Source organism: Psychrobacter sp. UBA6739, from assembly GCF_002453835.1.
GTDB classification, from domain to species: Bacteria; Pseudomonadota; Gammaproteobacteria; order Pseudomonadales; family Moraxellaceae; genus Psychrobacter; species Psychrobacter immobilis_A.
This window is the reverse complement of record NZ_DKHR01000027.1, coordinates 24,347-38,037: the sequence shown is the minus strand read 5'-3', so window position 1 is coordinate 38,037 and position 13,691 is coordinate 24,347. Positions and strand designations below refer to the sequence as shown.

10 protein-coding genes are annotated in these 13,691 nt (G+C 42.6%); 2 read left to right on the top strand and 8 right to left on the bottom strand.

All coding sequences use genetic code 11. The features are described 5' to 3' along the window. From B2575_RS06645 to B2575_RS06635, 3 genes are all read right to left on the bottom strand, one after another. A partial coding sequence (locus B2575_RS06645) for a methylenetetrahydrofolate reductase (RefSeq protein ID WP_296240683.1) occupies nucleotides 1-821 on the bottom strand: 821 nt, incomplete at its 3' end. 13 nt (nucleotides 822-834) lie between these two features. Continuing rightward, nucleotides 835-2,259, bottom strand: a complete 1,425-nt coding sequence (gene ahcY / locus B2575_RS06640; protein ID WP_201605760.1) for an adenosylhomocysteinase — start codon at nucleotides 2,257-2,259, stop codon at nucleotides 835-837. Between the two features lie 352 nt (nucleotides 2,260-2,611). After that, complete coding sequence (locus B2575_RS06635; protein ID WP_045452928.1) at nucleotides 2,612-4,558, bottom strand: TonB-dependent receptor domain-containing protein; 1,947 nt, start codon at nucleotides 4,556-4,558, stop codon at nucleotides 2,612-2,614. A 447-nt stretch (nucleotides 4,559-5,005) separates the two neighbouring features. On the opposite strand from B2575_RS06635, the gene B2575_RS06630 reads away from it, so the two are divergent. Further along, nucleotides 5,006-6,973 (top strand): mechanosensitive ion channel family protein, encoded by a 1,968-nt coding sequence (locus B2575_RS06630; protein WP_201605815.1) that lies wholly within the window; start codon nucleotides 5,006-5,008, stop codon nucleotides 6,971-6,973. A 160-nt stretch (nucleotides 6,974-7,133) separates the two neighbouring features. Here the strand turns inward: B2575_RS06630 and B2575_RS06625 are convergent, their stop codons facing one another. From B2575_RS06625 to B2575_RS06605, 5 genes are all read right to left on the bottom strand, one after another. Then, nucleotides 7,134-7,766, bottom strand: coding sequence for a DNA-3-methyladenine glycosylase family protein (locus B2575_RS06625; protein WP_045452931.1), 633 nt, complete (start codon nucleotides 7,764-7,766; stop codon nucleotides 7,134-7,136). Between the two features lie 161 nt (nucleotides 7,767-7,927). Beyond that, a complete protein-coding gene (locus B2575_RS06620; protein WP_055124887.1) occupies nucleotides 7,928-8,659 on the bottom strand; it encodes a Smr/MutS family protein in 732 nt (243 codons plus the stop codon). A gap of 64 nt (nucleotides 8,660-8,723) precedes the next feature. Continuing rightward, nucleotides 8,724-9,602, bottom strand: a complete 879-nt coding sequence (trpC, locus tag B2575_RS06615) for an indole-3-glycerol phosphate synthase TrpC (RefSeq protein WP_201605758.1) — start codon at nucleotides 9,600-9,602, stop codon at nucleotides 8,724-8,726. Between the two features lie 70 nt (nucleotides 9,603-9,672). Then, nucleotides 9,673-10,794, bottom strand: a complete 1,122-nt coding sequence (gene trpD, locus B2575_RS06610; RefSeq protein ID WP_296240680.1) for an anthranilate phosphoribosyltransferase — start codon at nucleotides 10,792-10,794, stop codon at nucleotides 9,673-9,675. A gap of 108 nt (nucleotides 10,795-10,902) precedes the next feature. Continuing rightward, entirely contained in the window at nucleotides 10,903-11,526 is a 624-nt protein-coding gene (locus B2575_RS06605; protein ID WP_045452934.1) for an anthranilate synthase component II, read from the bottom strand. Nucleotides 11,527-12,230: 704 nt separating this feature from the next. Here B2575_RS06605 and glnA point away from each other — a divergent pair. Further along, nucleotides 12,231-13,640 (top strand): type I glutamate--ammonia ligase, encoded by a 1,410-nt coding sequence (glnA, locus tag B2575_RS06600; protein WP_055124883.1) that lies wholly within the window; start codon nucleotides 12,231-12,233, stop codon nucleotides 13,638-13,640. The last annotated feature ends 51 nt before the right edge of the window (nucleotides 13,641-13,691 follow it).

The following is a 13,691-nucleotide window of genomic DNA, read 5'->3' as shown; positions in this document are numbered from 1 at the left end:
AAGCGCTTGTTTGGCTCAACCTTATTCATGCTATAAAAATGCATGGCAGGTACGCCCTCAGCAATTAAGCGCTCGCATAAACGATAGACGACATCAAAACCAAATTCACGAATGGCTTTGCGGTCATCGCCAAAGTCAGACAACTGCTTACGTACATAACGCGGAATATCAGCGCCACAGCTATCGGCAAAGCGTACCAAATTACTTGAGTTAGTAATTGGCATGATACCAGCGATTAAAGGCTGAGCAATCGTGTCAATACCGCGTCTTTCTAAGGTATCACGCAAATATAAGTAACTATCAGCGTTATAGAAAAACTGAGTAATCGATGCATTAGCACCCGCTTGGTATTTATTGACCAAGTTGTCAACATCAAACGCAAAACTACGCGCTTGTGGATGCATTTCAGGATACGCTGCAACCTCGATATGGAAATGATCGCCTGAATATTCACGGATAAACTTAACCAAGTCTAACGCAAATGGTAGCTCGCCCATACCGACTTGACCTGATGGTAAATCACCACGTAGGGCGACTAAGCGCTTGATACCCAAATCTTTATACAGATCGAGCAATTCAGCGATTTCCGCCTTATCATCACCGATACAAGATATATGCGGCGCAATATCAGTATCGCCGCGTGCGCATAGTGCTTGGACGATATCTAAAGTGCGATTTCGGGTTGAACCGCCAGCACCGTAAGTCACCGAAAAATACGCAGGTGATAGCTTATTCAACTCATCATAAGTACTGAGTAGTTTTTCATGACCTAGTTCGGTTTTGGCAGGGAAAAACTCAAAGGAGAAAGCAGGCTTAGTCACAGTCTAGCTCCTTTTAGTATTTGTAAGCGTCAGGCTTAAATGGACCTTCGACAGGCACACCCAAATACTCTGCTTGTTTTTCAGTCAGCTTAGTCAACGTACCGTTAAAGCCAGCAACCATCGCCGCAGCGACTTCTTCGTCGAGCTTCTTAGGTAGTACTTTTACATATAAGCTGTCAGTACGTGCGTCGGCTGGCAAGTCAGCGAATTTTTCTTCGAACAGGTACATTTGAGCCAATACTTGGTTAGCAAATGAGCCGTCCATCACGCGTGATGGGTGACCAGTCGCATTACCCAAGTTTACCAAACGACCTTCAGCAAGCAAAATTAAGTAATCATTTTCATCATCTGAGCGGAAGATTTGATGGACTTGTGGCTTAATCTCAACCCAGCGCCAGTTATCACGCATAAACTGAGTGTCGATTTCGGTATCAAAGTGACCGATGTTACATACAACAGCACCTGGTTTCAGGGCTGCTAGCATGTGACGATCACAAACATGGTAGTTACCAGTGGTGGTAACAATCATGTCAGTGTCTTCAAGCAGACGGGTGTTGATGTTTTCTGCGCCACCAGTATTATCACCGTTAATGTAAGGTGATAATACTTCAAAGCCGTCCATACATGCCTGCATGGCACAGATAGGATCAACTTCTGAGACACGTACGATCATGCCTTCTTGGCGTAAGCTTTGTGTAGAGCCTTTACCCACATCGCCATAGCCGATAACTAAGGCGCGACGACCAGCAAGGAACATGTCAGTAGCGCGTTTAATCGCATCGTTTAAGCTATGACGGCAGCCGTATTTGTTGTCGTTTTTAGATTTGGTAACTGCATCGTTAACGTTGATAGCCGGCACCTTTAGCGTGCCTTTATTGAGCATCTCAACCAAGCGATGGACGCCTGTAGTCGTCTCTTCAGAGATACCATGAATGCTATCAAGAAGCTCGGCATAATCATTATGAATCAATGCGGTCAAATCACCGCCATCATCTAAGATTAAGTTGGCATCCCAAAGCTGACCTGACTCTTCGCCGCCAACGTGGATTTGCTGACGTAAGCACCATTCGTACTCTTCTTCTGTTTCGCCTTTCCAAGCATAAACAGAGATACCAGCAGCGGCAATTGCAGCAGCAGCATGGTCTTGAGTTGAGAAGATATTACATGATGTCCAACGTACTTCAGCACCTAGCGCGACGAGTGTCTCGATAAGAACGGCAGTCTGGATGGTCATGTGGATACAACCAGCGATTTTCGCGCCTTTAAGCGGCTGATCGGATTCGTAGCGACGACGCAAACCCATTAGAGCAGGCATTTCGGCTTCAGCAAGAGTGATTTCACGGCGGCCGTAATCAGCAAGGCTAATGTCAGCGACTTTATAGTCAGTGAAAGAGGGGTCGATCGTATGGGCAGATGGGGTGTTAGACACTGCGTCCATAATATGCTCCTATCAGTGGTTAAGGTATGATAAAAAGAATAAAAACGCAGGTGTCGTTATTTGCGCTGTCAACAATCAATGAGATGATTGTTTAACAGTTACCGAGCCTAACATGATGACTGATTAGCAGGACTTTGAAGCCTAAATGCACTATCAGATATTATGGCGCAACACCTCTCGGAGGTCGTTATTGTAATTGATGAGTCATGAATTGTCACCTGTTGGATAACATAAATAGCTGACGGTATAGGCACGTAAGAAGGCGAGCAGTAATATGTAGCAATAAAAAAGGCCATCGATGGATGACCTTTTTTATTCTCAGTTCAGGCAGTTTAAATAGTACCAAGAGAAATTAGTACCAGTTATAGGTCAGGGATGTGAAGAAGTTGGTGCCGTCTTGATTGTAACGCGAAGCATATTGACCAAAACTCTCATTGGTTGAGTAATCTACGTTGGTCAAGTTGTTAATACGACTTGTCCATGTCAGATTTGGACTCAAGTAATAATTACCACTGATATTGAATAACGTATAGTCCTCTATAAAAGTGCTATTATCTGCAACATTATAGGTTTTACCCACATATTCTGCTTCAGTACGAATATCGAACTCTGCAGCTTGGTAACCTATATATACTAGGCCAGTATTTTCAGGGCGATACACTAATTGTTTGCCTTTGTTAGCTCCGGAGTCCTCTTCAGCATTGGTGCGAGTGTATTGACCACCAAATAAAATATTACTGAGCTGCCAGTCTGAGGTAAAGCTATAACCTGACAAGCTTGCTTCATCAATGTTCAGTGCTTGATATTTATCAATACTACCATCGTATCTGTTATCAATAAGATTGTCGACATTACTATTAAAGGCAGTCAAACGAGTAGTTTGTATCGTATTGGTAGATTCAATAAATACTTCTAGGTTTTTACTCTTTTCGACTTTTAAATCTTCATTTGGAACATAGTAAGCACTCTCGATGTATAAGTCATTGAGAGTAGGCGCTCTATAGCCAGTAGCGAAGCTAGTACCTAGGCGTAGGCTAGGCGCTAGATTTACAGCATAACCAAGACCAAATGTAGTTTCGTGACCAAATTGTGAGTTATCGTCGAAACGAACATTGGCTTGAAAATCGTAAGCATCCTCATTTACTTGATAACCAGCAAAGCCACTCTTAATATCACGGTCATTTATTTTATAGCTGTCTTTACCACCAGCGCTAGGAGTATTGTCCGTAAGCTCTACTTCCTGCTGCAACCATTCGGCACCCGCTTGAAATTGTCCTATAGGTAATTTATAAGTGCTTATCAAATTCGCCTGTTTCTGCTTGGTTTCAAAGGCATCGCCCACTTTGTTATCAATCTTATCCAAACTCTGACCCGCTGATAGTCGTACTGTCAGCTTATCGTTTTCGTATTGTGAAAATGCTGATACGGCACCATTCTCTTGATCAATCTCTGCATTGGGACCTGGTCCAAAACTAAAGTTATCAAACTCTGTCGTTGACTTAGAGAAAAGTCCAGTTGCGCCAACGCTTATATTTTGAGTAATAGGCATACTAGCATTTAAGGCAAAGTTATTGCTCTCAAAGCCATCGTCATCTTTATCATTGCCTGTTCGGTTGTCAAGCGCGCTGATACCTTTGGTTTGATTCCGACTAGCGGAAAGACTCAGTTTTGCGCCTTGAGCATTTGCAAACTGCGCTGTTGCACCATAAATATAGTGGTCATGTGAGCCAACACCTGCGGTCACAGAAAAATTAGTTTGATCGACGTCACTGCCTTTAGTAAATATTTGAATGACGCCGCCCATAGCATCTGAACCATAAATGCTAGAGCCTGAAGCACCGTATAAAATTTCAATACGATCAATTTGATCGGTCGGTAATAAGGCTAAAGCGGGCTGACCTGTTGACATTGAGCCATAACGAACACCATCTATTAGCACTAATACACGCTTACTATCATAGCCGCGAAGATAGAAATTACTGCTTTGACCCATACCACCATCTTGTTTAATGCTAAATCCTGGCTGCCGTCTAAGTACTTCTAAAACCGTCTGACCTTGAAAGCGTTTTAAATCTTCTTTATCTACAACCCGAGTTTGCGCAATTACATTGCTGGTTTTAGTGGGGGTACGGGTTGCTGTTACGATGATTTCATCAAGCTCAACTTGTGGTAGCTCACTATCGTTAATAGTAGCAACGTCAGGTGTCGCTGCCATTGCTGTGTTAACCGCAAGTAAACCTAGTGCGCTTAAGATACTCAAACGAAGGTAGGTACGTGAAGATGAACGTGATAAAGACATAGTCAATTCCAAAATAATCATATTAAAAAATGCAGGAAAAAAGTAACCATACTGACGTTAACATGGCTAAAAATTACAAAAAACAGTAGACAAGCAAAACTGCGTTCATTATCTACAAAACAGACCGCTTTATAAACCACTTTAACCTAATGTTTATTCACGGTAAGCTGAGTAGTTTTCATGATAGATTGCGGTTTATTCATTTAATGATTGTCACTCTTATTCATAGTAGACATCGACAAGGAGTGTCGTGAAAGGTGATAAAAAATTAGCAGCCATAAGCAAAGGTGAGAGTAGATAATTCACATAGATGACCATAAAAACGTGTAATCAAAAGCACTGCTGTTATAAATAATTGCTATTATAGGGAAGCACTCATTTGTTCTTCGTTGTACCATTCATAATGCTAAGAGGTTTGTTTTGTCTATTAAGTATCGCCTGATTCCTATGATTCCCAGTCCCGAGTTGTCTTCACCATACTCAACCATCAAAATGCCACTAATGGCAATTTTATTTTTGCTTGTGATGCTGTTGAGTGCGTTGTTGCCCAATAATGCATTTGCTGCTGAAGCTAGCGCACTGGGAATGGGTGGCAGTACCAGTGAGGAGTCGGCGAGTACGCCGATACCAGATTCATTCGGACGCGATACACCGCGCCATACCGTACAGGGCTTCATCAGTGCGTTAGGTGAAAATGACTATCTGCTGGCGAGTAATTATTTAAACTTATCAAAGTCTGACAATCCAACCACAATCGTTCGTCAATTCAAGCAAGCGCTGGATGCAGGCGGGCGTTTTCAGCCTGATTTGCAGATTAATAATACGCCTGAGGGCAACCTAACTGATCAGCTACCGCCAAGCCAAGAAAACGTCGGTGCGATTAATGTGGGTGAAAAAAGTGTGCCACTGATACTTGAAAGAGTGGTATCTAAGCAAGGAGAGCAGTACTGGCAGTTTTCTACAGATACGCTCAGTTCAATACCAGAAGTCATAGAAAATACCGAACCAACGTTAGTGTCTCGCTATACTTTTGATTCCTTAGAAGGCAAAAAGCTGTTTGGTTATCAAGTGGCGGATTTAGCCGCAGCGTTAATGATGACTGTCGGCAGCTTTGTATTTACTTATATCATGGTATGGCTGCTGTACCATCTATTACGCATCGTCTATCCTCGTGTGCGCGGCGTACCATTGCCATTACCTGATAAGGTCGTATTGCCTCTGGCAGTGGTCATCATGGCGCTGATATTGTCAGAAGTGATGGTGTATGCAGGCGTGTCGGTGACGCTACGTGAACCGATCAATCGTTTTACCGAGATTGCATCTTGGCTTGCATTGACTTGGTTGCTGTTACGAGTCATCGATGCCATATTCACTCGTGCGGTAAATTTAAGTTATAAGAAAAATTATACTGAACGTGTCTCAATCTTGGGGCTGCTACGCAAAGTGGTCAAAGCGTTGCTGCTGATCTTTGCCGTGATTGTTATCTTCGGCAATTTGGGTTTTGATTTGACCACGGGTATTGCCGCCTTGGGTGTGGGTGGTTTGGCATTAGCACTGGGTGCGCAAAAAACCATCGAAAACCTTGTTGGTAGTGTCGTGGTCGTGGCGGATTCGCCCGTACGTATTGGTGATTATTGTAAGTTTGGCACTTATGAAGGCACAGTCATTGATATTGGTATTCGCTCATCACGTGTGCGCACCTTGACGCGCACTGTTGTGACTGTACCAAACGGTGATTTCTCATCAATGCAGATTGAAAATTTTACATCCCGCGATATGTTTCGCTTCTTCCATCAGTTATATATTAAACGCACTGCTGATATTGATGTGGTATTTAAGATGGTCAAGGACTTGGATGAGTTTATAGATGAGCATTATTTGACCAACCAAGAATGGAATCAGGTCAATATTTTAGAGCTACGTCAAGACTGCTATATCATTCAATTACAGGCGTATGTTAATGCTAATGGCGTGACTGAATTCTATGACAAACAGAACGTTTTATTTGTTGATTTATTGAACCAAGTGGCGAAATATGATGTCGAGCATGCTTTGCCAACGCAGCAGCTTATTGTCAATCAAACTGAGCTTGAGCATCACATAGAAAACGAAATTGAAGATAAGAATAAGGAAGACAACGTCGCGGAAACGACAAAAGATATGTCAAATGATGACCATACTGATGATGATGCTAGCGACAATAAGGATAACAGCAACGATGATAAGCATGCCGTGGACTTGAGTAAAGATAACGTCAAGACAAATGAAAAGGGCAGCCAGCAAACGACTAAATCCGTAGAGAGTAAAAAAGACAATGCGTTAAAGGCATTGAGAAATAAAAGCCGTATGATAAAGAAAATCAAGTTCAAGTACGCAAAAAGAAAATCTGGCTTTTCTATATGGAATCAGCCATAAAATTATGGATTAAAAACTGTATAAGATAAGCACTTGAGGTAAGTATCAAGCGTTTATCTTATACGATCCACAAAAATTAGAACAGCAAAGAAAACGAGTGCTAGACTAAGCTTAAGCTAAGCGAGTTTGATAAGGTGAATCATCACTTGAGTATTTGGTATTATAAAGGAACAGCGGTTTGATTACGTAATAAGCCGTAGTATGACCATAGCAATAGACTGGCAGCGCTGCGATGTGGCGACCAATCTTGTGTTAGATTCTTTAACTGTTTTGGCGTTGGGCGTTCCGTTAAGCCTAATAACGCCGTCGCCGCTACTTTAATTGCTAGATCATCGACCGCAAGTACGTCTGCACGTTTCAGTGAGAATAATAAATACATTTCAGCCGTCCAGATGCCAATACCAGTAACGGCCGTCAGCACTTCTATTGCTTCTTCATCAGGCATAATTTCTAACGCAGCAAAGTCTATATCATGATCGACTAATGAGCGAATATAACGGGTTTTTTGTTTAGATAACCCTTGCGCTCTTAAGTCCTCATCTGTTGCTTTGATAATTGCCTGTGGATTCGTTAAGGCGGCATCAAGTAGTCTTTGCCAAATACTGGCTGCTGCTGCCACAGACAGCTGTTGACCAACCATTGCTCGCATCAACTGCTCAAACCCACCGACATTATGCCGTAGACTGGGCATACCAACTTGTTCATAGATAGACAAAAATCTTGGCTCGATAACAATCAAAGCCATGATATGTTCATGTAGCTGTTGCGTGTTCTCAATGATCTGTATGCTCATAAATGTCCGATCCTAACTTATGCAAATACCGCTATCGTTAGATGTTAAATATAGTGGCTGTAGTAGATAAGGATTAAATAGTGATTTTAAAATGAGCATAACAAAAAGGACTGCCAATAAGCAGTCCTTTTGATTCTTCATACTAACTCTAACACTAAAAATTATTCACCATCAGCTTTAGATTTTTTGAGCAGTACCAATACAGCACCGTTACCACCATCTTTTGGCGGTGCAGAGCAAAATGCCAATACTTCTGGTAGTTGACGCAGCCAACCATTGACGCAGGTTTTTAAAATGGCTTCACTGCCTTTACCATGGACGATTTTTACCATGGTCTCGTTTTTCTGTTTCGCTTGGCTTAGGAGTTGAGTCATGGCCACGCGTGCTTCTTCGATGGTACAACCATGAATATCTACGGCGTCATACCAACGTAGCTTACCTTTTTTAAGCTGATCAAAGATTTTATTCTGCAAAGTCGGCTGTTTGTAAGATAAATAGGCCTCAGCAGCGACAGGGTTGAGTAGTGCTTGCATATCTGACAAGCCAGCTCCCAAATCACTCGCTTCACTACCTTGCGCAGCAGCACGTTTAGACAAGGTGGTCGCATCAGGCTTGCCCGCTTTGCTAGCATTGGCAGGTGAGCGTACGTTTTTGTCTTCAAGCTGATTGACGCCATGCATTGCTTGCATAAACAGAACTTTGTCATCGTCAATATGCTCGCTAGCCATTTGCTTGACAGTCTTGTTTACTTGCTTTTGCGTGGGCAATGATACAGGCTCAGTAGGCTTTTGGTTTTCATCTTCAGGCGAATTGGTATCGCGACCCTTGCTAAGTTGGCCTTTTAGCTCTTTGAGCTGGTCTTGCATTTCTTTTGAAAATAGAGAGTTTGACATAGAAGTTAACGTATCGTTGGTTGATGAATGATTGATTTAAACTGTTCAGTAGACTTAAGCCACTTTACCCGTCTGCTGCGACGCCCGCAAGTAAGGATTGTAACGCTTGTCCAGGATGATCAGTCTTCATGAACTGTTCACCGATTAAAAAGTGCTGAATGTCATTATCTAACATCAAACGAATATCAGCGCTATTATGAATGCCACTTTCGGTGACGATAAGCGGTTTAAGCGTGCTATCCACATCAGCCGCCAGTGCGTCGATTAAAATATTTTTTAGATCCAGCGTGGTTTGTAAGTCGACATCGAAAGTATTCAAATCACGATTATTAATACCGTAAATATTATGCGCTGAGCGCGGTAGCTGTAGCGCACGTTCAAGTTCGAATTGGGTATGGACTTCTATCAATACATCCATACCCAATTCGATACTTAGCGCATGCAGCTCTTGTACTTGGGTGTCGTCAAGGCAGGCCATAATGAGTAAAATACAGTCAGCTCCCATCAGATAAGATTGATAGATCTGGTATACATCTATCATAAAATCTTTACGCAGTATCGGTAGGCTTACCGCATTAGCTGCTTGAATAAGATAGCTATCATCACCTTGGAAATAATCGCGATCAGTCAATACAGACAGACAGCTGGCGCCCGCTTGCTCGTATTGTTTGGCAAATAGGGCAGGCGCGAAGTTGTGATTGATAACGCCTTTAGAAGGAGATGCTTTTTTAATCTCAGCGATGATACCAATATTATGCTCTTTAGTGCTAGCCGCCCGCAGCGCCGCCGCGAAGCCACGACGTGGTTTGTTATCTGCCGCGACTTGCGCTTGTAAATCTTCAAGAGATAATACCTCGCGTGCGGCATTTACTTCTTCCACTTTAGTGGCGACAATGCGTTGCAATACGGAAGGAATATCTGTCTTAGTTTCTGTATGAGTCATGCTGGTATCCGAATATCGTTGAATGTAAATAGACAAAATAGCTAGAGTGCACAGTAATGGTGCTTAGCCGTTAAGCAGGAGTCACTAGTTGCTGCGTGTATGTGGCGAGAGACTCAAGCTTGAGTAGAGCATCACCATTCTGAATGACTTTTTGTGCCCGGCTCACACCATTAGAGTAGTTGCTGGCAAGTCCTGCGGTATATATGGCCGCGCCTGCATTTAGTGCAATCATATCACGTGCTTTAAGTACAGCACGATCTTGAGAGTTCTCTCCTGATAGAGCCGCGCGAATCAGCTCAAGACTTTGCGCTGGAGAATCTACATCGAGACCGATAAGGGTTTTTGACTCAATACCTGCATCTTCTGGCATCATCTCATAAACAGATATCCCACCGTCTTTTAATTCAGCGACAGTGGTTGAGGTAGCGAGACTGATTTCATCCAAACCGTCTTTTGCGCCCACAACCATGACATGACGTGCGCCTAAGTTTTTCATGACTTTAGCGATAGGCTCGCACAGCTGAGCGGTAAAGACACCGATTACCAGATTGGGTGTGCCAGCAGGGTTGGTTAATGGTCCTAAAATATTAAAGATGGTGCGCGCTTTGAGCTCGCGGCGTACTGGATTGGCATAACGCATCGCACTGTGATGATTGGGCGCAAACAAAAAGCCGATACCTTGGTTTTCGATACATTCTTTAGATTGCTCAGGAGTAAGTGCCAGACTGATACCTGCTTGCTCAAGCAAATCTGAGCTACCAGAGTTGGTAGAGACGCCGCGGTTACCATGTTTGGCTACTTGAGCACCAGCAGCGGCAGCAACCAATGCTGATGCAGTAGAAACGTTGAATAAATTGGCACCATCACCGCCAGTTCCGACAATATCGACTAAGTAATTACAGTCCCGTGGTTCGATATTGGCTGCTAACGCACGCATTGCACTGGCAGAGGCAGTAATCTCATCGATGGACTCACCTTTCATACGCAGACCAGTCAAAATAGCACCCATCATGGCGTCGCTACATCTGCCTTGCATGATAATCAGCATCACCTGATACATCTCATCAAAGGTTAAATCAATGTGCTGAAAAATTCGCCCCAAAGCCGTCGTCAGTAGCGTATGTGTCTCTTCATCAGACAGTTGAGCAATGTTAGTTGGGGTAGGGTTTTTATTTGTTTTTGTCGTACTCATTATGATCTCTCTTGATGTTTTTATACGTTAATTTTAAATTATAAATAAAATAGGTTTTATTTTGATTTTGTTATTAACGCCTTTTTTAGAACATGCTTTAATAAACTGTTAGCCGACTTGTGGTAGTTCATCTGAGGTTAGTGCTGACAAATGATGCGTTTGCAAAAAATTGTTGAGCAGCTGATAACCTGCTTCGCTTAAGATAGACTCAGGATGGAATTGTACCCCTTCTATCGCAAATGTTTTATGACGGATACCCATGATTTCTTCAATACTGCCATCACTGTTTTGTGTCCATGCGGTCAGCTCAAGACAATCGGGCAGGCTGGTTTTATCAATGACAAGCGAATGATAGCGCGTGACTTGTACGGGATTAGGCAAGCCTTCAAAGACACCTTGGTCAGTGTGATAGACGGCGGATAAGCGACCGTGCATGACTTCACCAGCCTTGACCACTTGTCCACCAAATGCTTGTCCAATTGCCTGATGTCCTAGGCAAATACCTAGTATCGGTATCACGCCCTGAAAAGTCTTGATAGCTTCTAGAGAGATACCAGCCTGATCAGGATCGCAGGGACCGGGGCCAATGACGATCGCATCTGGCGCAAGGGTTCTAATATTTTCAATAGTGGTTTGATCGTTACGCCAGACGGTGATGTCCTGCTGTAATTCACCGAAGTACTGTACAATATTGTACGTAAAGCTGTCGTAATTATCGATCATCAGAATCATTAGCGTTCTACTTATTGAGTTCTACTTATGGAGATGGTTATATAACGCCGTTATCTTACCACTATTTTGTAGACTATCAAATGTAGGGTACAGGCGACCCAAATAAGTGGTGAATAACAATCTATTTTGCTTGTTAGATGACATTCGTTAACATCTCAAACGCACTAAAAAAGTACATAATTTTTATTTATACATTTAATATGCACTAATTTAGTGCATAAGTGCGTTAGTAATGATTCTAGATAAACAATTTGCATGACACCACTGACGATAAATCTACGGCTGTAATATTGTCAAAGGTATTATAAGTTACTGTAATTATTATTAATAACTATACTTATGTCTTCGATATTTTTTTATTATAAAAAACTGGCATAGCCTTTGCATTATTACTGTTATGATTATCTTTGGTGATAAAGTGGTTCAATAATTATTATTAACAAGTGCCTGAAGAGTTCAGCATAATGAGTGATATGTTGTTAGAATAATATCGAACCAAAACACTGGCGGGTCTTATTAAGCGCATAACTCAGATGACTATCTTGACTAATAATATTGACAGTGCTGAGAATAAGCATAATATTAAACAGGATATTTAGCGCTAAACGCAGCGCTGACTGTTATCAAACCAGAGATTTTTAACCAACAGATTGTACCTATAATTTTAAATCGCAATAACCTAATCAACACAACGGAGACTATTTATGTCGAACAAACTACTAGATCTTATCCAATCCTCTAATGCTAAATGGGTTGATTTTCGCTTCACTGATACACGTGGTAAAGAGCAACATATCAGCTTTCCAGCGCATAGCGTTGACGAAGAAGTGATGGAAGATGGCAAGATGTTTGATGGCTCATCTATTGCTGGTTGGAAAGGTATCGAAGCGTCAGATATGATCTTGCGTCCTGATCCAGAGACGGCTTTTCTTGACCCGTTCTTTGATTCACTTACCGTAGTTGTTACTTGCGATATTATCGAGCCATCAACGCTACAAGGTTATGATCGTGACCCACGTTCTATTGCGCGCCGCGCCGAAGAGTACTTAAAGTCAACGGGCATTGGCGATACTGCTTATTTTGGTCCTGAGCCTGAGTTTTTTATATTTGATGATGTGAAATGGTCAATTGATATGTCTGGCGTTAGTCACAAGATCACGGCCGAAGAAGCGGCATGGTCGACTAACAATGACTATGAGTGGGGCAACATGGGACATCGTCCACGTGTTAAAGGCGCTTATTTCCCAGTACCACCAATCGATAGCTCGCAAGACATGCGCTCTGTTATGTGTGAGCGTTTAGAAGAAATCATCGGTGAAGGCTGTGTTGAAGTTCATCACCATGAAGTTGCGCCTTGCCAGTCAGAAATTGGTGTCGCTTTCAATACGTTAGTCAAAAAAGCCGATGAAGTACAGCAGCTAAAGTATGTTGTGCATAATGTTGCGCATCAGTTTGGCAAAACGGCTACCTTTATGCCAAAACCAATCGTTGGTGACAACGGTTCAGGCATGCATGTGCATATGTCAATCTCCAAAGATGGTGTCAATACTTTCTCAGGTGATGAGTATGCGGGTCTTTCTGAATCTGCACTGTATTTCATCGGTGGTATTATTAAGCATGCGCGTGCGTTGAATGCGATTACCAACCCATCGACTAATAGCTATAAGCGCCTAGTACCGCATTATGAAGCGCCTATCAAACTTGCGTACTCAGCGTCTAACCGCTCAGCATCTATCCGTATTCCACATGTTAGCAGCCCAAAAGCGGTACGTGTTGAAGCACGTTTCCCTGATCCAGCGGCCAACCCATACTTAACGTTTGCAGCGTTACTAATGGCAGGTCTTGATGGTATTCAAAATAAAATACATCCGGGTGAAGCGGCTGACAAAAACTTGTATGACTTACCACCAGAAGAAGAAGCACTCATCCCAACCGTTGCGGAGAGCTTAGAAGTTGCACTACAAGCCTTGCGTGATGATCATGAGTTCTTGTTAAAAGGTGATGTATTCACTGAAGACATGTTAGAGGCATTCATCGCTTTGAAAGAAGAAGAAGTGCAACGTGTCAATGTAACCGTACATCCCGTTGAGTTTGACTTATACTACAGCTGCTAATTTACAGCTAATACGCTCATAGCAAGCTCAATTCATAAAACCAGTTAAGGC